Below are 19,816 nucleotides of genomic sequence, written 5' to 3'. Positions count from 1 at the left end.
CCAATAATAGAGAATGAAGAGAGTTTTAATTACAGGTGCAGCAGGATTTTTAGGGTCACATTTATGTGATCGTTTTATTAAAGAAGGCTTTCACGTGATAGGGATGGATAATCTTATTACAGGTAGTTTATCTAATATTGAGCATCTGATTAAATTAGAACACTTTGAGTTTCATCATCACGATGTGACCACTTTTGTACACGTGCCCGGTGAGCTAGATTATATATTACACTTTGCCTCACCAGCAAGTCCTATAGATTACCTTAAAATTCCAATACAAACCTTAAAAGTAGGTTCCTTAGGAACACATAACCTACTGGGTCTTGCAAAGGTTAAAAATGCACGTATTCTCATAGCCTCTACTTCAGAGGTGTATGGAGATCCTCTAGTACACCCACAAGATGAAGAGTATTATGGTAATGTAAATACCATAGGCCCTCGTGGTGTATATGACGAGGCAAAGCGTTTTCAAGAATCTATCACAATGGCTTATCACCGTTTTCACGGGCTTGAGACGCGCATTGTGCGCATATTTAACACCTATGGCCCAAGAATGCGACTTAACGACGGTCGAGTAATACCAGCTTTTATGGGGCAAGCATTAAGAGGGGAGGATCTCACGGTTTTTGGAGATGGTTTACAGACGCGGTCTTTCTGTTATGTAGATGATCAAGTAGAAGGTATTTACAGGCTACTTATGAGTGATTATGCACTTCCAGTAAACATAGGTAACCCAGATGAGATCACGATAAAGGACTTTGCAGAGGAGATTATAAAACTTACAGGTACAGATCAAAAGGTAATCTATAAAGACTTGCCTGTAGATGACCCTATGCAGCGCAAGCCAGATATTACAAAAGCTAAAGAGATTTTGGACTGGACAGCTACCGTAGGTAGGGCAGAGGGTATGAAAAAAACCTTCGAATATTTTAAAAACCTTACACAAGAGGAGCTCTATAAAAGTGAGCATAAGGACTTCTCAAAGCACATACGTAAATAAGTATGGCGCAACGCGTAGGTAGATATTCAGTTTATATAAGGCCAGCAATTTATTGTATTGACCTTGCAATTATCGTGTTGCTAGCTAAGCTATGCCTTGTAATGAATGAAAACTTCTTGTTGTTTTCTCTATACATCATTGCTACGTGGGTGTTTACCGCAACTAAGTCAGGTTTTTATGAGGTATATCGATACACAAGACCCACGCGCATTGTCTCTCTTATTTTATTACAACTTGCCATATTTGCCTTATTAGTATTTGCTTTTTATGGTTTCTTTCAAGATGTAAACACATCACCGCGTAGTATTATTTTTTATGTCTTGTATGTATTTCTTGGGGTGTCTATAGTAAAGTTTGGCGTGTTTTATTTACTTAAAACTTATAGAACTGTGCTAGGCGGTAACCACCGTAATGTGGTTATTCTAGGTTGGAATAATCAAGCAGAAGAGCTTAAAAACTTCTTTTTAGAAAACAAGGCCTACGGGTATATGGTTAAGAGTACTTTTGATATAAATAATCCTAAGGTCTCTCTAGATAATATATTTAGATATGTTTTAGAAAATAATATTGATGAGGTATACTGCTCTGTAGAGCAATTCTCAAATGAGCAACTTAGAGAAATTTCTGAGTTTACAGATAACAATCTTAAAATTCTCAAATTTATACCAGATAGCAGAGAGATTTTTACAAAAAAACTAGAGTACCAGTACTTGGGGATTACTCCAATCTTATCATTACGTACCATCCCTATAGACACGCCTCTTAACCAGTTTATAAAGCGTGCTTTTGACATTGTTCTATCGGTAATTGTACTAGTAGGAGTTCTTTCTTGGCTCACACCTATACTCGCCATATTAATTAAGTTGGACTCAAAGGGAACCGTGTTTTTTAAGCAAAAACGTAATGGTCTTGACTATCACGAGTTTTACTGCTATAAATTTAGGTCTATGAGACCTAATGAAAAGGCAGATCTTGAACAAGTGAGTAAAAATGATGAACGCATTACTCGCGTAGGTCAGTTCTTAAGAAAAACGAGTATGGACGAGTTACCGCAGTTTATAAATGTACTCAAAGGAGATATGTCTGTAGTGGGGCCACGACCACATATGGTAAGCCACACGCATATGTATGCAGAGCGCATAGATAAGTTTATGGTACGTCACTTTATAAAACCTGGTATTACCGGTCTAGCACAAGTAAGCGGTTATAGAGGTGAAGTAGAGACAGATGAGGATATTGTAAACCGCGTAAAGTTTGATATATTTTATGTTGAGAACTGGTCATTATTTCTAGATATCAAAATTGTGTTTACCACTATTTACAAAGCCATAGTAGGAGATGAAAAAGCCTACTAGCCACACACCACAACCCTTAGTTTCTATTATAACGCCATTGTATAATGCGGCACGTTTTATACAAGCTTGTAGCGCAAGCATAAAAGCGCAAACCTATCAAAACTGGGAGCATATTATTGTAGATGATGCCTCTACAGATGACTCACTATCACTAGCACAAGAGCTTGCTAGTGCAAATAGTAGGATACGTGTTATTACGCTTTCGCGAAACAAAGGAGCCGCCTACGCCCGTAATAAAGCTACTGAGCTTGCCAGTGGTGACTACATAGCCTTTCTAGATGCAGATGATCTTTGGCACCCCGAAAAATTATCTAAGCAAATTACCTTTATGCAAAAGCATAATTGTGCAGTATCATACACCAGCTACATACAAATAGATGATAAGGGTAACCCACTAGGCAAGCGCATAAACGCAAGGCCTTCTCTTACGTATAGTAAACAGCACAAAAATAATTACATAGGTAATCTCACTGGAGTATACAATGCTAGCCTGATAGGCAAAATAAGCGCCCCTAGCATAAGAAAAAGGCAAGACTGGGCATTGTGGCTTGAAGCAATAAAAAGAAGCAGTGAAGAAGCCTTAGGGCTTCAAGAAGATCTAGCTTTTTATAGAATACGAGATGGATCTATGAGTGCAAATAAAGTACAACTAGTAAAGTATAATTTTAAATTTTACAATCAGCATCTTGAGTATTCTTGGTTTAAATCAGCATACTGGTTAGGGATATTTTTAATGGAGTATTTCTTTGTGAGACCAAAATATATAGAAATTTACTAGAAAGCTATTTGCATCCAGATAGGTCTATGGTCAGATAAGTAATACTTTACATAAGACTTAAACTTACTGTGGCTTTCTTGCCATAAGTCTGGAAAAACTGCGTTATCAAAATCAAAAGTCCCATTTGCCTGTATGGTGTTTTTTAGAGAAGGTAAAAAGGCTATTTGATCATACATTTTATCATCTGCAATGTTTGAGTATACTTTAGTAGAATGTTTAGGTAGTTCTAGGCCACGTTTTACTAAGGCTTTATAGATGAGGTCACCAGGTTCTACTAGTGGTAAGTTAAAATCACCAAGGGCAATAATTTTATCAGAAAAGGCATATTTAGAGTTTCCCATCAAGTCTGTGTGCCTAGCTATTGCATAAGTTTCTAAAGCTCTACGATGAATGTTTTTCTTACTGTTACTTCCAAAGTAGGAGTGTACATTAAGTAAAACAAAATTTGTATTTCTCCATTGAAAAGAGCCTAGATAAGGATTGCGATCAAAGCCAGTAAAAGAACTAGTTACTCCAGGTAATTTTATATACTTATGATCCTTGGGAGGGATTGCTACTTCGCCCACCATCTCAAGTTGCTTGACTACGCGGCTATCAAATATGTAGGCAAACCGCTCATTATTACCAGCCTTATCAGAAAAAAGTAAGTTATAATGACTAGGTAATGCGGCCTCTATTTGTCTAAGGCCTTCAAGATTTACGTTTACCTCTTGTATGGCAATAAGATCAAACCAGTCTATAATTTCTGCTATAAGGGCCGCGTGTATAGTCCAGCGTTTATGAAGTCCTAAGTTTGCAATGTTCCAAGAAGAGATGAGTAACTTGGTTTTAGACTTTGCTGGAATGTGACGTGTTTCTTTATGAGCTAGTAGTAAGTCTATCTGGTCTTTAACCGAAAAATTATAAGTAAATGCAGGTTTTGGAAAGGCTGGCATAACACGATATTTTATGGTAAGATAGAAATTGTAATACTACCAATAAAGAGGTATTTGCCTGTTTATCAAGTCAGAACTTATGGATAAGTTCAGTTAGATTTTTGATGTAAACTGTTTTAATTTTCCTCGGTCAGACCTATCCATTGTAGTTATCTTGATAAAATCTACGTTTAATCCTTCTTCAAGATAGGTTGCTGTGGCTTTTTTTATAGCATCTTGTTGCTTAACAGTGAGTGGTTTTTGTGCTGTGTAAATAAATCTAAATGTATCAAGAGCGGTTTGTTCTATAACAAACTCTTGCACGTTACCATCGTCTTGAATGATACTTTTGGTTACATAATAAAATGTGAGACCTGGGACTACTTTTCCGCTTGGGAGTCTAGCGATATCGTTTGTACGGCCTTGTAATTGTTCTAAAATAGGTTTTTTGGGAGTACTTTTTCGCGAAAGCGCACCTATATCTCCTATATCATAACGTATAAATGGATGTGCTTTATTATAGAGTGATGTGACTACAATACGACCTATCTCCCCATTGGGAACAGAGCGATTATTTTCATCAAGAATTTCCACAAAAAGAAGTTCGCTGTCTACCTGTAATTCATTGTCTTTATTTTGAAATGCAATGAGCCCAATTTCTGAGGCGCCATACTCATTAATAATTGGTACGTTGAGGTATTCTTCTATAAGCTTGCGGTCATCTGGAAAAAGCATCTCGCTTGTAACAATGCAGGCTTTTAGAGTAGGGCAGACATCTGTGAGTATGAGGTGGTTCTTTTTTAAATACTTTGCAAAAAGAACAATACTGCTTGTATACCCGTTTATATATTCAAATTTTGTTTTTTTAAATTTTTTATAAATAGACTCAAGGACTTTCTCGTTTAGATTGAAAATCGGGAAGCGGTATCTATTGCTTAAAAAGTCTTTGAGACGCTCTTTTGTGTACCCAATAGCGTTGAGCGGAATACCGTAAAATCGTGCTTGTTTTGAACGGTCTAGATCAAGATCAAACCACTGGTATCTATCTATAAAAGAGGCCCAAGTGAGTGCGTGTGCATCCTTATCTTTTGCAAAAGTAAAAGGTGTCCCAGAGGAACCAGAGGTTTTACCTACGTACACATTTTTGAGATGATAAATCTCTGATAGTCTTTGCTCTAGTGGTTGTTGTAAATCTTTTTTTGTAAGTATTGGTAGTGTTTCCCAGTCTTTTTCATCTCTCTCTACAAGTAGGTTTTTATAGAAAGAGTTATAAATCTCGTGATAGGTAACTATGGTTTTTTTTTGTTCTGATATATAGTCTTCATATTCACTTTCTGGTATGCTTTGAATACGTGCTAATTCTGATTTTGCAAAATCAGTATCAAACCCTCGCATTCGTAACGCTCTATTAAATAGTTTCAAGTCACCTTAGTTTTGAACACCAAAATACAAAACACGATTGAAAAATATAGAGACATCGCATCTATTTACACAAGCAAAACTTATTTTTGCTCTTAAACCTAAAAACTAATCAAATGAACATCTTAATCTTAGGCTCTGGAGGACGTGAGCATACATTTGCATACAAAATTGCTCAAAGTGACCACTGTGATTCACTATTTGTAGCGCCTGGTAATGCCGGGACTTCACAAATAGCCACAAATGTTGCTATAGGAGTTACAGATTTTGATGCAATAAAAGAGCTTGTAATAAAAGAAGGGATAGAGATGGTTGTAGTGGGGCCAGAAGACCCGCTTGTACAAGGTGTTTATGACTTTTTTAAGGCAGATGAATCGCTTAAAAATGTTGCTGTTATAGGACCTAGTAAAGTAGGTGCAGCGCTAGAAGGAAGTAAAGAGCGTGCAAAAGAGTTTATGATGGCTCATAATATACCTACGGCGGCCTACGAGGCTTTTACTTCAGAAACACTTGTTAAGGGACAGGCATTTTTAGAAACACTACAGGCACCTTATGTATTAAAAGCAGATGGTCTTGCTGCAGGAAAAGGGGTTTTGATTATAGACAATCTTGAAGAGGCAAAGCAAGAGCTAGCAAATATGCTGGGAGGAAAATTTGGCGATGCAAGTGCAACCGTGGTGATTGAAGAGTTTTTAGACGGTATAGAACTTAGTGTATTTGTACTCACAGATGGTAAGAACTACAAAGTACTCCCTACGGCAAAAGATTATAAGCGTATAGGAGAGGGAGATGTAGGTCTTAATACTGGTGGTATGGGCGCTATAAGTCCAGTACCATTTGCAGATGATGCATTTATGCAGAAAATAGAGGAGCGCATTGTAAAACCTACGGTAAACGGGCTTTCTAAGGAAAACATTGAGTACAAAGGTTTTATTTTTATAGGTCTTATCAAAGTAGGAGATGACCCTAAAGTAATAGAGTACAACGTGCGTATGGGAGACCCAGAGACAGAGGTGGTATTACCACGTATACAGTCTGATCTTGTAGAATTATTTAAGGCGGTAGATGCTCAAACCTTAGACAAACAGGAGTTTAAACTAGACCCAAGAAGTGCAGCAACGGTTATGCTCGTATCTGGAGGTTATCCAGAAGCATATGAAAAAGGTAAAGTCATTACAGGCCTTGATACTATAGAAGATTCGCTTGTTTTTCACGCCGGCACCACAGAAAAAGATGGGCAAGTAGTGACTAACGGAGGTCGTGTTATCGCAATTACATCTTTTGATGATGATTTCAAACAGGCCATAAAAAAATCCTATCAAAATATAGAAAATCTACATTTTGATAGGATCAATTATCGTACAGATATAGGCTTTGACCTATAGTAGTATTATTAAATGTTGCTCTCGAGCTCGCTGTTTTTACCTAAAAAACCGTGAGCTTTTGCTTCACGATACTCAGTATCATTTGCATCATATTTCTTGATTTCCATAATCCAGTATACGATTGCAGCAGCACAAATGAGCATAAAAATCCAGTTTACACCATTTGCAAGCCACCAGTTACTTAGTTCTAACTCTGCAAGTGCATTAAAGGGTGCAAATAAAGTTGCTTCTGCAAATTCTTGTACTCCTTCAAAAAATCCTCTCAAACTCATAATGTTGTATGTTTACAATATTGAAATCTTAATTGTACATCCATAGATGTGACTGCAAAAATAGGAAAAAAACTAGCTATGCTCACAAGATTTTTTGGTACTTCAAAACCACTAGCCGTGGTGCTCGTCTTTATTTATATGACTTTGGGCTTTTTTTATAGTAATAGAGAGCAGTTTGTAACGCCATTTAACTGGCAAGAAGTGATTCGACTCGTTGGGATGTGGCTACTTTTTATAAGCACAATGTTTATACTCAATTTTGTGGCTCAAAAAAATGATTTAACTAAGCGTAGTGCTTACGGTGTATTGCTTTTTGCCGCTTTTAGCCTCTCATTACCAGTGGCTTTACGAGATGGTGCGATACTACTTGCAGGCTTTTTTATACTCATCGCCTTGCGACGCATTATAAGTTTTAAGTCTGAGTTATATATGGAACGCAAGATTTTTGACGCCACCTTATGGATTCTCCTTGCTGCGCTCGCATTTTATTTTAGCTGGTTGTATTTAATAGCAATTTACTTAGGGCTTTTATTATATAATATTTCAAACCCGAGATATTTATTTATTCCTCTCATAGCATTTATATCATTTACAGTCATATATTATAGCTTTTTACTTCTACAAGCAGGAGCTCCGGGAGATGTTACGATTGTATTTGAGTCTGTTTCTTTTGATTTTGGAGCTTATAATAAAGTCAAAATTCTTATTCCCATTGCCTTCTTCATAGCACTAATGTTATGGACAGTATGGAAATATCTTGGTGAGCAAAGAAATGCTTCTTCTGGGGCAAAGTCTCGATACTCTGTAATTTTAGGATTACTCGCTGTAGGCTTACTAGTGATCGCGCTTTCGGCACATAAAACAGGCGCAGAGTGGTATCTTATTGTACCTGTAATGACCATTATAGTAAGTAACTTTTTAGAACACACAGAGAGTCCTATTTTTAAGGAAAGCTTGTTGTGGCTTATTGTCCTTCTTCCAGTATTTATAAACTATATCGCATAATGAAGCTCGATATATCCTACATAGAGAGCGAGTTAAAGAAAAGGTGTAACCTTCCCTATGTTTGGAATAGAAAGCAAAATGATACTTGGGATGATGCGACTAAGTTTATTTATAAAACAATGTCTTGGGAAGCGCTTTTAGTTCAAATTGAGGAACAACAAAAGGAGCACAATTTTCCCACACAAGATTTCTTTAACTACGCCATAAACAGATGGTACAACTTCTGGAGTGCTCAGGCTGTAGAAAAAATTTTTACAGACCTACCAGGTTTCGCACCTAACCCTAATCCGGTAGAAGACCACTACGATTTTAGATGGCTAGGCGAGCGCATAGACCATAAAACAAGTATATTCCCAAAAGGATTTGGTGAGAATTACGCTTTCGCGAAAGCGCACAAAACCCTACTCATACACTGGTTTTACAAGCACCAAAGTACCGGGCAACGCTTTCACCTCAATAACAGGTTATTTATAGTCGTGCACGACCAAAACGGAGAACACTGGAAACTAAAAGCCGAAATAGAACTCATAAAATCCATCATAGAACCCTACGGAAAACAGAAAACACCAGCAGTAATGGAAGTCCTTTCCCTCGAGGAAGGAAAGGAAACAATGGCGGACATTATATGGGTAAGTAGATGAATTATATAGGTTCAAAACATAGATTATCTTCCTTTATACAAGACACCATACATAGCGTGTGTGGGCGAGACCTAAGCGATTTAGTTTTTTGCGATCTCTTTGCAGGTACAGGCGCAGTAGGTAGGGTATTTAAATCTCAAGTAAAAGCCGTCATAGCAAATGATCTTGAGTTTTATAGCTATGTTCTCAATCGTAATTATATAGGAAACTATAAGAATTTTGAATATAATGACCTTATAGAAAACCTAAATTCATTACCACTGCAAGAAGGTTTTATTGCCGCACAATATGGAGAAGGAGGTGTGGGTAATCGGTTATATTTCAGCAAGCATAATGCTCAAAAAATTGATAGCATACGCACAGAGGTTGAAAAATGGTATCATAATAAAGCGATAAGTACAGATGTCTACTATTTTCTACTAGCCAGCCTACTTGAGAGTGCAGATAAAATTGCAAACACAGCCTCTGTTTATGGGTCTTATCTCAAAACTATAAAACCTAGAGCCGCAAAGAATATGGTCATTACTCCGGCTACTTTTGAGATTACAAAGACAGCTCATAAAGTATTTCAAGAAGATGGTAACGAGCTTATTACTAAAATAAGCGGAGATATTTTATACATAGACCCTCCATATAATGTACGGCAGTATGGTGCAAATTATCACATACTTAATACCATTGCAAAATATAATATCTTTGCACCACGAGGAAAAACAGGTCTTCCCATCTATAATAAAAGTGCTTATTGTAGTAAGAAAACGGTTGTCTCAAGCTTTGAACAGCTTATAAAAAATGCTCAGTTTAAGTACATTTTTGTAAGCTATAGTAATGAGGGTTTAATGAGTCCATCAGTTATTAAAAAGGTGATGGAGCAGTATGGTAGATATGATGTAAAAACCACCAGCTATAAACGATTCAGAGCAGATAAAACAGCTAGCCGTCATCACAAAGCTAGCAGCACAATAGAGTATTTACACATTTTAGAAAAACAATAATATGTTTACAGATAAGGCAAATGCCATTTTTAAAGAAGCGATAGACACCTATCACGTAATAAACACCGTAGATCAACCTTTTATCAACAAGTATGATAAAAATGAAGATGTACTAGGGCACTTGCTATACCGTAAATGCTGGATAGATACTGTACAATGGCATTATGAAGATATTATACGCGATCCTCAAATAGACCCTGTGGCTGCACTTACACTTAAACGTAAGATTGATGCCTCAAACCAAGATCGTACAGATATGGTAGAGTATATAGATAGCTACTTTCTTGAGAAGTATAAAGATGTAACTGTAAAAGAAGGAGCAACAATTAATACAGAAAGCCCAGCTTGGGGAGTAGACCGTTTATCTATACTTGCTTTAAAAGTATATCATATGCAAGAAGAAGCAACACGTGAAGATGCAAGTGATGCACACAGAGCTGCTTGCCAGACTAAGCTAGATGTTTTACTAGAGCAACGCGTAGACCTCTCTACAGCAATAGATACCTTACTTGATGACATCTCAAAAGGAGACAAGTATATGAAGGTATACAAGCAAATGAAAATGTATAATGACGATGAGTTAAACCCAGTACTAAGAAACATTAAAAAGTAATGAATCCTTACGCACGATACCGTTCTTTATTTTAAAGAGCGGTATCGTGCATTCTTACAATGGCTAGACAAAAACATATTCTCATCATACGGCTCTCTGCAATGGGAGATGTAGCGATGACGGTGCCTGTGGTTTACGCTTTCGCGAAAGCAAATCCAGATATAAGAATATCTTTTCTCTCAAAACCATTTTTTAAACCCATTGTAAGCTCCATACCTAACCTTGAATTTGTTGCTGCAAATGTCACTTCAGAACATAAAGGAGTGATGGGTATATGGAAACTCGCACGCCAGCTGAAAAAGCTTGGTATCACACACGTTGCAGACTTGCATAATGTGATACGGTCTAAAATGCTTCGTACCTTTCTTAATCTGCCTAGTGCAACTCTAGATAAAGGAAGAGCCGAAAAGAAAGCACTCACTAGAGAAAGTGATAAGAACTTTACACAACTTGCAACAACTGTACAGCGCTACAATGCTGTTTTTGACAACCTAGAATTTAAAAACCTAGTTCCAGAGGTTTTACCAAAACCCAATAGAGCGCCAGCAATCATTGAGTTTACAGCAGGTCATAGTCGTAAGTGGCTGGGAGTAGCACCTTTTGCCGCCCACCTAGGTAAGCAGTATCCTCTAGACTATATGAAAATGGTAGTAGAAGGAATAGACCTATTAGATAAGTATGATATCTTTCTATTTGGAGCACCCTCAGAAGTGACTATACTCAATAACCTCTCAAATACCTGTAAAAATGTAAAGGTCGTAGCTGGAGCACTTAAATTTAAAGAAGAACTTAATCTTATAAGTCAGCTAGACGGGATGCTTTCTATGGATAGTGGTAACGCACACCTCGCAGCAATGTATGGCGTTCCTACGATAAGCCTTTGGGGAGTAACACATCCTTATGCAGGCTTTGCTCCATTTAATCAAGAAGAGCACTGCATAGTGTCAGACAGAGAAAAGTATCCAAAAATCCCAACTTCAATATACGGCAATCTAGTGCCAGAAGGTTATGAAGAAGTGATGAAAACCATCTTGCCAGAACAGGTAATTGATAAGATTAAAGCAACTATCTAGCGTTACATACTATGCGCGCACAGTAAAATTGTACTATATTTGTGGTATAATATATAACTATGAGCGCAACAAAACCTACCCTTAACGACTTACTGGGCATAACTCACCCTATTATTATGGCACCTATGTTTCTGGTGTCTAATGTCGCAATGTTAAAAGCCGGAATGGAAAATGGTATCGCTGCCTGCGTACCAGCACTTAATTATAGAACTATAGAAGAGCTTAAAGCTGCCATTACTGAGCTTAAAGCGTCAAAAGTACCTGGAGGAGCCTTCGGGATAAATCTTATTGTAAATAAATCTAATATGAAGTACCCAGCACAGCTGGAAGCAGCTTGTGAGCTAGGTGTAGACTTCATTATCACATCTCTCGGGTCACCTAGAATGGTTATCGAGAAGGCAAAACCAAAGGGAATTAAAGTATTTTGTGACGTTACAGACTTGAGCTACTCAAAAAAGGTAGAAGCAATGGGTTGTGATGCACTAGTTGCAGTAAATAATCAAGCTGGTGGCCACAGAGGTAATATCGCTCCAGAAGCACTTATAAAAGAGCTTAATGAAAACTGCGCGATACCGGTAATAACTGCTGGTGGGGTTGCAAACAAGAGCGACCTTGATCGTGCGATGTCTTACGGCGCGATAGGAGCAAGTATAGGAAGCCCTTTTATAGCTTCAGAAGAGGCACCTGTGTCTCAAGAGTACAAGCAAGCTTGTGTAGACTTTGGAGCAAAAGATATCGTGATGACACAAAAGATATCTGGTACACCGTGTACAGTTATTAATACACCTTATGTTCAAAAGATAGGAACAAAACAAACCTGGCTAGAAGGTCTTCTTAATAAAAATAAGAAGCTCAAAAAATGGGTAAAAGCCATTCGTTTTGCAAAGGGTATGCGTGATACCACAAAGGCCGCACAGGGAGCTACTTATAAAACCGTATGGGTTGCAGGACCTTCTATAGAGCAAACCACAGCGATAGAGCCTGTAGCAATGATTATTAAGAAGTTTATATAGAAGTACGCTTTCGCGAAAGCGTAAATAAAACCAAAACCTGTCAAGTCATAAAGATGAGACAGGTTTTTTTATGTAATATACCCTTGTAGCTTAAGATCTTTTACCGAATATACTACCGAAGAAAACCCGTTAGAAAGTACAATGTTACTCGTAGTAACGTCTAGTACGTCTGTATAATAATGGTCTGTGAGTATGATTCCTTTTTTTGCTTTAAGCGAAAACAAAAACTCTTTTATCTTTTCTTTATACAAGGGCTCTATCATAGAGAAAGGCTCATCTAGCATAAGGAATGGGTGATTAAGATTTGCTACAAGTAACAGCTCTAGATAACGTATCTCACCCATTGAGAGTACGCCCGCTTTTTTTGACGCTATTTTTTCTATAAATGGAGCTCTAAAAATGGCGTCTTGATCATCACCATCACTATAAAATAGCGGGATGATATCTCTTACTTTTAAATGTTTAGGCAAAAAGCTTTCTTGTGGTAAATAGCCTATATATTGCCTTGGAATAATCTTTTCTAGAGATGTAGGTGAGCCATTTATGGTAAGTGTTGCTTTAGTCGCTTTTAAGGTGCCAAAAAGTATCTTGAGCAATGTAGATTTGCCAGATCCATTAGCACCAAATAGTCCCAAAATATCACCAGTCTGTAGTGTAAAGGAGACATCTTTGAGCACTTCTTTGCTTCCAAAAGATTTTTGTGCAGATATGAGTTGTAGCTCGTTTATCATACAAAGAAGGATGTAATGATAAGCAAGACTATGGCTAGAACACCATTTATCAAATAGGTTCTTGTGATGAGGTGCCTCTTTGTAAAACCAAGATTATGGTACATATAATACTGTTGCTTTTGAAAGTAACCAAAGGCAAGAACGCCCAAGCCAGTCCCAAACACACCAAAAACAACGATGGTTACCAGAACACCATTTATAATGCTATCTCGAGCAGGAACTGTCGCGAGTCCAAATAAAATGCAGACTGCAGCAGCATATAATGTTACGTCACGATAAAAGTTCCACATAGGTTAAAAATAGATAATCTCCTTTTAAGGTAGGGGCAACATACTTTAATGACATAAAAAAACCTGCCTGTTGTATAACGGGCAGGTTTTTAAAAATGTTATAACCTCAATTATATATCATCATAATCTACCACAATTCTAGCTGAGGTAGGATGCGCCTGGCAGGTAAGGATGAGTCCCTCTGCAACCTCTGCATCTGTAAGAATTTGATTTTGCGACATCACAGCTGTACCTTCTGTTACTCGTGCGATACAGCTACTACATACGCCGCCTTGACAAGAGTGTGGTGCGTCTATATCTTCATCTAGTGAGGCGTCAAGAATGTTTGTCTCTTGATCCATAGTAAACTCAAACTCCTCATCATCACAAAGTACTTTTATTGCCGTTTTACCGTCTAGAGGCGCCTCGATCTCTGTAGTTTCTGTACTTGCTGTAAAGAGTTCAAAATGTATGGCAGTGTCTGCAACTTCATTTTCTTTTAGAACTTTAGTTACTTCATTAATCATTGCCTCTGGACCACATAAAAAGTAATCGTCAAAGTTGTTTTCGGCATATTTATTTTTTACCACAAAGTTTACCGTAGATTTCATAATACGGCCAAAGTGTGCGCCATCTACACGCGACTGCGAGTAAATAGACTCTATAGAGAAGCGATCTGTATATTGTGATCTCAAGGCTTGTAACTCGTCTATAAACATCGCCTCCTCTGGCGTTCGGTTCCCAAAGACTAGTACAAAAGTGCTATCTGGAGATTGAGTAAGGGTTGTCTTTATCATAGACAGAATAGGTGTAATACCAGAACCTGCGGCAAATGCTGCGTAGTTTTTCGCTTTCGCGAAAGCGGAATTATCTATCTTAAATCTACCCTCTGGTTCTTGTACCTCTAGCGTGTCACCTTCCTTAAGTTCTCTGTTTGCATACGTTGAGAACGTTCCGTTTTCTACCTCTTTTACTGCAACGGTAAGCCCCTCTTGAGGTGTGCTACAAATAGAGTAAGCACGTCTAACCTCTGTACCGTCTATCGTAGTTTTTAAAGTAATATATTGACCAGGCGCAAAGGTGAAGTGCTCTTTTAAAGCACCCGGAAGTGCAAAAGTAATAGCAACAGACTTTGCTGTGATTCTTGTAATGGTCTGAATATGAAGTGTGTGGAATGAAGACATTGACGTTTTTTTTACAAAAATACAAAGCAATGCGTTTTATGTGTAACATTACGAGTAGTTTAAATACCTATACCTCGCTAAACAACCGAAAATTATGGTCAAACAATTTGTAAGCCTTGAGTGGAAGGCATTTTTTAGAAGTCCTGCTTTTGGGACTAACCTTGCACTTAAAATTTTGATGGTTTTTGGAGCCTTATCAATGATTTTCTGGTTGGGTGGTATGGGAGTTCTTTTATATATGGGTCTTGAAAAAGCAGACCTTGAGCCTTTCTCTACCGTAAATACATTTGTTATTTACTACATAGTAGGTGATCTTATAATAAGATATATGGGGCAAAAAATGCCTGTGGTAAATATTAAACCGCTATTACTTTTACCTTTTAAAAAGACTAAGATTGTAAAGTTTGCACTTGGTAAAACGGTACTTGCCTTCTGGAACTGGATGCACGCTTTTTTCTTTATTCCATTTTCTATTGTTTTACTGGCAAAGGGTTTTAATCCGCTAGGTGTGATTGCGTGGCACGTGGCAATGTTTTGCTTTATATATGCAAATAATTTTATTAATGTCTTTTTAAATGATAAGCTGTGGCTTGTGTTGAGTGTAGGAGCATTATTTGCCGCTTTAGGCTTTGCTCAGTATTATGGCTATTTTGATATCACGGCGTTTACACAACCGTTTTTTCAAGGGTTATATGAGTATATGTGGCCTGTTATATTTCCTATAGCATTACTTGTTACAGTAGCAACGGTTGCTTTTAAGTACTTTCTTGCAAGACTATATCTAGATGCAGGGCTGGCAAAAAAGGTGAGTGAAGCAAGTGGCGGAGATTTAGGGTGGCTAGATCGTTTTGGGAAGCAGTCTACTTTTCTTAAAAATGATATTAGACTTATAATGAGAAATAAACGCTCTAAGACTACAGTGTTTATGAGTGTTATGTTCTTGTTTTACGGGTTGCTCTTTTTTACGGGTGCAGTTGAGGTTTATGATGGTCCTTTCTGGAAGATGTTTGCAGCAGTATTTGTGAGTGGTGGTTTCCTCTTTAGTTTTGGGCAGTTTGTTCCATCTTGGGATAGTGCCTATTACCCACTTATGATGACACAAAATATTGCCTATAAAGATTACTTAAAGTCTAAGTGGTTACTTGTGGTGATTGCTACATTCTTTTCGGCCATATTATGTATACCCTATATTTATTTTGGGTGGGATATACTTATTGCAGTACTAGTAGGAGCTATATTTAATATGGGTATAAATGCACACCTTGTATTACTAGGTGGGGCTTATATAAAAACGCCTATAGACTTACAGAGTGGCAAAAAGGCCTTTGGAGACAAGAGTTCTTTTAACCTTAAAACACTGCTTGTGAGTTTACCTAAAATGCTTGGACCTATGGCACTTTATGCGATAGGGCACTTTACGGTAGGACCTACACTGGGCTATGCACTAGTCGCTATAGTAGGGCTTATAGGCTTTGCTTTTAGAGACAAAGTATTTGACCAGATTATAAAAATATATAAGACTGAGAAGTATAAAACGCTTGCAGCTTACAAACAAACAAAATAGAGAGACGATGATCACAGTACACAACTTGTCAAAATCATATAACGGAGTTACAGTTCTTAACCTTGAAGGTTTTGAAATCCCAAAGGGTCAGTCTTTTGGACTTGTAGGTAATAATGGGGCCGGTAAGACTACGCTTTTTAGCTGTCTGCTAGATCTTATACAACCTTCTACAGGTTATATAGAAAATGGAGGGGTAAAAGTAAATGAGAGCGAAGACTGGAAAACACACACGGCTTCCTTTATAGATGAAACTTTCCTTATAGGATACCTTACTCCAGAAGAGTACTTTTATTTTATAGGAGATCTAAGAGGAGAAAATAAGGCAGATGTAGATGCATTGCTAGCAACCTTTGAAGACTTCTTTAATGATGAGATCATAGGAAAACGTAAATACTTACGTGACCTTTCAAAAGGAAATCAAAAAAAGGTAGGTATTGTAGCAACATTAATAGGGAGTCCAGATGTAATTATACTTGATGAGCCATTTGCAAATCTTGATCCTACTACGCAAATACGTTTAAAAGGAATTATAAAAAAGATGGCATCAGATAGAGAGGTAACTGTCTTGGTATCTAGTCACGATCTTCAGCACGTAACAGAAGTTTGTGAGCGTATTGTAGTTTTAGAGAAAGGGAGCTTAGTAAAAGATATTATTACCTCTCCAGCTACTCTCAAAGATCTCGAGGCTTACTTTGCGGGTAATGAAGTTGTAGTTGAATAGTGGCTTAAAATAGGGGTAAAAAAAATGGCCACAATAAAGCGACCATTTCCTAAGTTCCCCAACTTAATTCTTCAAGTTTATGCAACTTGAACAGTAAAAATACTAAAGTGCTAGTTATCAACCGAAAAAACAGCGGTTTTTTTTAAGAATTTTCTTAACTTTTTTTATGACATCCATAAATTATTTTACTAAAAGCAGGATGTGGCGTGAAGAGTCCTAATAAAAAGAGGGAAATCTATGTTTTTTCAAAAAGAAATGTATTTTTACACGCTTCCATACTAAAATGGGTAAATTACAGTTCCTTTTAGTAAAAACACAACAGGTTTGATAATACTCTTAAGACGTATCCTTTGTACAAGTATTCTTGTATTAATTCTTGTGAGCTGCTCTCGCAAGAAAGATTCATTTATAAGTCGCAACTATCACGCGGTTACCACAGAGTTCAATACACTATATAATGGTAATGTTGCCCTAGATGAAGGTAAGAACGCACTTATACAAACCTTTGATGATAACTACTGGGAGGTACTACCTATAGAGCGCATATCATTTGAAGAAAATACATCATTAGGTGAAGAAAACAGAGATCCTAACTTTGTAAGAGCAGAAGAAAAAGCAATTAAAGCCATACAACGCCACTCTATGAAAATAGATGGAGAAGAGCGCAACCCACAAATGGATGAGGCCTTCTTACTATTAGGCAAAGCAAGATATTTTGACCAGCAATTTGTACCAGCACTCGAAGCTTTTAATTACGTACTTGCTTACTACCCTAAGAGTAACAATATTGCTCAGGCTAAAGTCTGGAAGGAAAAGACAAACATCAGGCTAGAAAATAATGAGATTGCTATAGAAAATCTCAATAAGATTTTTAAAGTAGAGAAGAATCTTAAAAACCAAGACATTGCAGATGCAAAAGCAATGCTCGCCCAGGCCTACCTTAATCTAAACAAACCAGATAGTGCTCTTATTTATATAAAAGAAGCATCAGACCTTACTCGTAAGTATGAAGAAAGAGGTCGTTATAATTACATTAAGGGGCAGCTGTATAATCGTCTCAATAAAAAAGATAGTGCAAATCTTGCTTTTCAAGAAGTAATAGACCTTAATAGAAAGATACCGCGCAAGTATCATATAAATGCACATCTGGAACAAATACGTAATAGTGACCTTACTACAGAAGATACTCTTGCACTAAGAGAGCGCCTAGATAAAATGGTAAGCAATAGAGAGAATAGACCATTTTTAGATAAAATATATTACACAAAGGCTGCCTATTATATGAGCCTAGGTAAAGAAGACTCTGCTATTGCAAACTATAATAAGTCATTAAGGGAGACCAGCACAGATAACTATCTTGTATCACGAGATTATCTTGCACTTGCAGATTATAACTTTGAGCAAGCCGCATATAAAACTGCTGGTGCTTATTACGATAGTATGCTCGGTAAAATAAGCGACCGTACAAGAGAGTATAGATCTGTAAAAAAGAAACGTGATAACCTTACAGACGTTATTGCTTATGAGGATCTTACCCTTCGTAATGACAGTATAATTTCGCTAGTTACAATGTCTGAAGAGGATCTAACAGCATATTTTGAAAATTATATTGCAGAGCTTAAAGCAAAAGAAGCTGCAGACTCTATCGCTAGAGTAGATAAAATACGTAACAACGAGTTTTTTAATAGTAACGCTAGTACTCGTAAAAAAACGCAAGCAGCACCGGGTGAATTTTACTTCTATAATGATGTAGCCGTTGCCTATGGTAAGCAAGCCTTTGAGCGCAGATGGGGTAAAAGAAGACTAGTAGATGGATGGCGCCTCTCATCAAAACAAACTCCAGCTAGTAACGGAGGTCCCTTGCCGGTAGCACTCCAAGAAGAAGAGGAGACACAAAAGAAAACAGCACAAGACTATATTGCAACACTACCTAGAGATAGAACTCAAATAGATAGCCTCATTAAAGAGCGAGACTTTGCATACTTTCAGCTAGGTCTTATTTATAAAGAAAAGTTTAAAGAATATCCTTTGGCAGCAAGTCGTTTAGAAAAGCTATTAAGTTTCAAACCTGATGAGAAACTTGTGTTACCAGCTACCTATAACTTGTATCAAGTGTATGATTCTATGGGCGCTTTCGCGAAAGCGAAAACTTATAAAAATGAGATTACCACAAAGTATCCAGACTCTCGTTATGCTACAAGAATAAATAATCCTAACACAGCACTTGAGGCCGATGCAGAGGCTCCAGAAGAAATTTATAAAGGGTTATACAAGCGTTTTCAAAACCAGGAATATGCAGGTCTTCTCTCAGATCTAGAAGTGAAAATTGATCAACTTTATGGAGATCCATATTTACCTAAATTTGAACTGCTTAAAGCAACCGTGTTGGGCAGATACAAGGGGTATGATGCTTACAAAGAGAGCCTTAATTATGTAGCACTTACCTACCCACGTACAGAAGAAGGTAAGAAAGCTCAAAACTTATTGCGTAATGCTTTGCCTACAATGAAGTTTGAAAACTTTGATGACGAGGCAATTTCTATAAACTATAAGGTGCTATACTCGTTTACAAGTTCTGACTTGCAGGGAGCGCGCGATTTTCAGAGGAGACTTGTAGAGAGCTTTGAAAAAATAGGTTACACACAGTTTTCTACCTCTATAGATGTATATAATGAGAAAGAGTCTTTTGTAGTAATACACTTTTTAGATAGTAGAAATCAAGCCGAAGGTCTTGTTGAATTACTTGCAGTAAATGATGAGGTGAGAATTACACGACCTAATACTATTATTGCTTCAGAAAATTATAAGATCATCCAAGTACATAAAAACTTTGATGCTTATAAGGCACAAAAAACAAATTGAGATTAAAAAATAACCCCCTTAC

Annotated in this window: 19 protein-coding genes; 13 read left to right on the top strand and 6 right to left on the bottom strand. The window is 37.3% G+C overall.

Translation table 11 applies throughout. The annotated features are described in order from the left end of the window. The first annotated feature begins 13 nt into the window (after positions 1-13). The 3 genes from ABVM49_RS04470 to ABVM49_RS04460 are packed head-to-tail and all read left to right on the top strand — an operon-like array spanning position 14 to position 3,133. On the top strand, positions 14-1,000 hold the full coding sequence (locus ABVM49_RS04470; protein ID WP_405203208.1) for a UDP-glucuronic acid decarboxylase family protein: 987 nt from the start codon (positions 14-16) through the stop codon (positions 998-1,000). A 2-nt stretch (positions 1,001-1,002) separates the two neighbouring features. Beyond that, positions 1,003-2,355: an undecaprenyl-phosphate glucose phosphotransferase gene (locus tag ABVM49_RS04465; protein ID WP_405203207.1), complete on the top strand. Its 1,353-nt coding sequence runs from the start codon at positions 1,003-1,005 to the stop codon at positions 2,353-2,355. Then, on the top strand, positions 2,339-3,133 hold the full coding sequence (locus ABVM49_RS04460; RefSeq protein ID WP_405203206.1) for a glycosyltransferase family 2 protein: 795 nt from the start codon (positions 2,339-2,341) through the stop codon (positions 3,131-3,133). The genes ABVM49_RS04465 and ABVM49_RS04460 overlap by 17 nt, the downstream gene beginning before the upstream one ends. Here ABVM49_RS04460 and ABVM49_RS04455 read toward each other — a convergent pair. Together ABVM49_RS04455 and ABVM49_RS04450 are read right to left on the bottom strand one after the other, a co-directional pair. After that, the gene (locus ABVM49_RS04455) at positions 3,130-4,068 is read right to left on the bottom strand and encodes an endonuclease/exonuclease/phosphatase family protein (RefSeq protein WP_405203205.1); all 939 of its coding nucleotides are present in this window, start codon (positions 4,066-4,068) and stop codon (positions 3,130-3,132) included. The genes ABVM49_RS04460 and ABVM49_RS04455 overlap by 4 nt on opposite strands. 93 nt (positions 4,069-4,161) lie before the next feature. Continuing rightward, positions 4,162-5,442: a phenylacetate--CoA ligase family protein gene (locus ABVM49_RS04450; RefSeq protein ID WP_405203653.1), complete on the bottom strand. Its 1,281-nt coding sequence runs from the start codon at positions 5,440-5,442 to the stop codon at positions 4,162-4,164. 140 nt (positions 5,443-5,582) lie between these two features. On the opposite strand from ABVM49_RS04450, the gene purD reads away from it, so the two are divergent. Beyond that, positions 5,583-6,851 (top strand): phosphoribosylamine--glycine ligase, encoded by a 1,269-nt coding sequence (purD, locus tag ABVM49_RS04445; protein ID WP_405203204.1) that lies wholly within the window; start codon positions 5,583-5,585, stop codon positions 6,849-6,851. 8 nt (positions 6,852-6,859) lie between these two features. Here the strand turns inward: purD and ABVM49_RS04440 are convergent, their stop codons facing one another. Next, positions 6,860-7,123 (bottom strand): DUF6341 family protein, encoded by a 264-nt coding sequence (locus ABVM49_RS04440; protein ID WP_375252092.1) that lies wholly within the window; start codon positions 7,121-7,123, stop codon positions 6,860-6,862. Between the two features lie 78 nt (positions 7,124-7,201). Here ABVM49_RS04440 and ABVM49_RS04435 point away from each other — a divergent pair, with 78 nt between their 5' ends. The 6 genes from ABVM49_RS04435 to ABVM49_RS04410 are packed head-to-tail and all read left to right on the top strand — an operon-like array spanning position 7,202 to position 12,463. Continuing rightward, positions 7,202-8,128 carry a hypothetical protein gene (locus tag ABVM49_RS04435; protein WP_405203203.1) on the top strand — a complete coding sequence of 309 codons (927 nt, stop codon included), beginning with the start codon at positions 7,202-7,204 and terminating at the stop codon, positions 8,126-8,128. Beyond that, positions 8,128-8,769 carry a hypothetical protein gene (locus tag ABVM49_RS04430; RefSeq protein ID WP_405203202.1) on the top strand — a complete coding sequence of 214 codons (642 nt, stop codon included), beginning with the start codon at positions 8,128-8,130 and terminating at the stop codon, positions 8,767-8,769. The genes ABVM49_RS04435 and ABVM49_RS04430 overlap by 1 nt, the downstream gene beginning before the upstream one ends. Then, positions 8,766-9,764 (top strand): DNA adenine methylase, encoded by a 999-nt coding sequence (locus ABVM49_RS04425; protein ID WP_405203201.1) that lies wholly within the window; start codon positions 8,766-8,768, stop codon positions 9,762-9,764. Before ABVM49_RS04430 ends, ABVM49_RS04425 begins: the two co-directional genes overlap by 4 nt. 1 nt (position 9,765) lies before the next feature. Next, positions 9,766-10,377: a DUF4254 domain-containing protein gene (locus ABVM49_RS04420; RefSeq protein WP_038598205.1), complete on the top strand. Its 612-nt coding sequence runs from the start codon at positions 9,766-9,768 to the stop codon at positions 10,375-10,377. A gap of 59 nt (positions 10,378-10,436) precedes the next feature. After that, positions 10,437-11,450 (top strand): glycosyltransferase family 9 protein, encoded by a 1,014-nt coding sequence (locus ABVM49_RS04415; RefSeq protein ID WP_405203200.1) that lies wholly within the window; start codon positions 10,437-10,439, stop codon positions 11,448-11,450. A 59-nt stretch (positions 11,451-11,509) separates the two neighbouring features. Continuing rightward, entirely contained in the window at positions 11,510-12,463 is a 954-nt protein-coding gene (locus ABVM49_RS04410; RefSeq protein WP_405203199.1) for an NAD(P)H-dependent flavin oxidoreductase, read from the top strand. A gap of 68 nt (positions 12,464-12,531) precedes the next feature. Here ABVM49_RS04410 and ABVM49_RS04405 read toward each other — a convergent pair whose 3' ends face one another. From ABVM49_RS04405 to ABVM49_RS04395, 3 genes are all read right to left on the bottom strand, one after another. Further along, positions 12,532-13,194, bottom strand: a complete 663-nt coding sequence (locus ABVM49_RS04405) for an ATP-binding cassette domain-containing protein (protein WP_405203198.1) — start codon at positions 13,192-13,194, stop codon at positions 12,532-12,534. Beyond that, complete coding sequence (locus ABVM49_RS04400; protein WP_405203197.1) at positions 13,191-13,484, bottom strand: hypothetical protein; 294 nt, start codon at positions 13,482-13,484, stop codon at positions 13,191-13,193. The genes ABVM49_RS04405 and ABVM49_RS04400 overlap by 4 nt, the downstream gene beginning before the upstream one ends. A gap of 110 nt (positions 13,485-13,594) precedes the next feature. After that, positions 13,595-14,647, bottom strand: coding sequence for a ferredoxin--NADP reductase (locus tag ABVM49_RS04395; RefSeq protein ID WP_038598215.1), 1,053 nt, complete (start codon positions 14,645-14,647; stop codon positions 13,595-13,597). A 94-nt stretch (positions 14,648-14,741) separates the two neighbouring features. On the opposite strand from ABVM49_RS04395, the gene ABVM49_RS04390 reads away from it, so the two are divergent. The 3 genes from ABVM49_RS04390 to ABVM49_RS04380 all read left to right on the top strand — a co-directional run bounded on the left by ABVM49_RS04390 (position 14,742) and on the right by ABVM49_RS04380 (position 19,794). After that, positions 14,742-16,211, top strand: coding sequence for a DUF5687 family protein (locus ABVM49_RS04390; RefSeq protein WP_405203196.1), 1,470 nt, complete (start codon positions 14,742-14,744; stop codon positions 16,209-16,211). A gap of 7 nt (positions 16,212-16,218) precedes the next feature. Next, positions 16,219-16,932 (top strand): ABC transporter ATP-binding protein, encoded by a 714-nt coding sequence (locus ABVM49_RS04385; RefSeq protein ID WP_405203195.1) that lies wholly within the window; start codon positions 16,219-16,221, stop codon positions 16,930-16,932. 324 nt (positions 16,933-17,256) lie between these two features. Further along, positions 17,257-19,794 (top strand): tetratricopeptide repeat protein, encoded by a 2,538-nt coding sequence (locus ABVM49_RS04380; protein ID WP_405203194.1) that lies wholly within the window; start codon positions 17,257-17,259, stop codon positions 19,792-19,794. The last annotated feature ends 22 nt before the right edge of the window (positions 19,795-19,816 follow it).

The organism is Dokdonia sp. LLG6352-1, assembly GCF_045055815.1.
Classification (GTDB): Bacteria; Bacteroidota; Bacteroidia; order Flavobacteriales; family Flavobacteriaceae; genus Dokdonia; species Dokdonia donghaensis.
Note: the sequence above shows the minus strand (reverse complement) of the source record. Positions and strands in the feature narration are given on the sequence as shown.

Coding starts and splice junctions, on each gene's coding strand:
- purD (WP_405203204.1), top strand. CDS start 5,583: ATGAACATCTTAATCTTAGGCTCTGGAGGACGTGAGCATACATTTGCA.
- ABVM49_RS04405 (WP_405203198.1), bottom strand. CDS start 13,194: ATGATAAACGAGCTACAACTCATATCTGCACAAAAATCTTTTGGAAGC.
- ABVM49_RS04390 (WP_405203196.1), top strand. CDS start 14,742: ATGGTCAAACAATTTGTAAGCCTTGAGTGGAAGGCATTTTTTAGAAGT.
- ABVM49_RS04425 (WP_405203201.1), top strand. CDS start 8,766: ATGAATTATATAGGTTCAAAACATAGATTATCTTCCTTTATACAAGAC.
- ABVM49_RS04465 (WP_405203207.1), top strand. CDS start 1,003: ATGGCGCAACGCGTAGGTAGATATTCAGTTTATATAAGGCCAGCAATT.
- ABVM49_RS04440 (WP_375252092.1), bottom strand. CDS start 7,123: ATGAGTTTGAGAGGATTTTTTGAAGGAGTACAAGAATTTGCAGAAGCA.
- ABVM49_RS04400 (WP_405203197.1), bottom strand. CDS start 13,484: ATGTGGAACTTTTATCGTGACGTAACATTATATGCTGCTGCAGTCTGC.
- ABVM49_RS04395 (WP_038598215.1), bottom strand. CDS start 14,647: ATGTCTTCATTCCACACACTTCATATTCAGACCATTACAAGAATCACA.
- ABVM49_RS04430 (WP_405203202.1), top strand. CDS start 8,128: ATGAAGCTCGATATATCCTACATAGAGAGCGAGTTAAAGAAAAGGTGT.
- ABVM49_RS04460 (WP_405203206.1), top strand. CDS start 2,339: ATGAAAAAGCCTACTAGCCACACACCACAACCCTTAGTTTCTATTATA.
- ABVM49_RS04435 (WP_405203203.1), top strand. CDS start 7,202: ATGCTCACAAGATTTTTTGGTACTTCAAAACCACTAGCCGTGGTGCTC.
- ABVM49_RS04450 (WP_405203653.1), bottom strand. CDS start 5,442: ATGCGAGGGTTTGATACTGATTTTGCAAAATCAGAATTAGCACGTATT.
- ABVM49_RS04410 (WP_405203199.1), top strand. CDS start 11,510: ATGAGCGCAACAAAACCTACCCTTAACGACTTACTGGGCATAACTCAC.
- ABVM49_RS04385 (WP_405203195.1), top strand. CDS start 16,219: ATGATCACAGTACACAACTTGTCAAAATCATATAACGGAGTTACAGTT.
- ABVM49_RS04470 (WP_405203208.1), top strand. CDS start 14: ATGAAGAGAGTTTTAATTACAGGTGCAGCAGGATTTTTAGGGTCACAT.
- ABVM49_RS04455 (WP_405203205.1), bottom strand. CDS start 4,068: ATGCCAGCCTTTCCAAAACCTGCATTTACTTATAATTTTTCGGTTAAA.
- ABVM49_RS04415 (WP_405203200.1), top strand. CDS start 10,437: ATGGCTAGACAAAAACATATTCTCATCATACGGCTCTCTGCAATGGGA.
- ABVM49_RS04420 (WP_038598205.1), top strand. CDS start 9,766: ATGTTTACAGATAAGGCAAATGCCATTTTTAAAGAAGCGATAGACACC.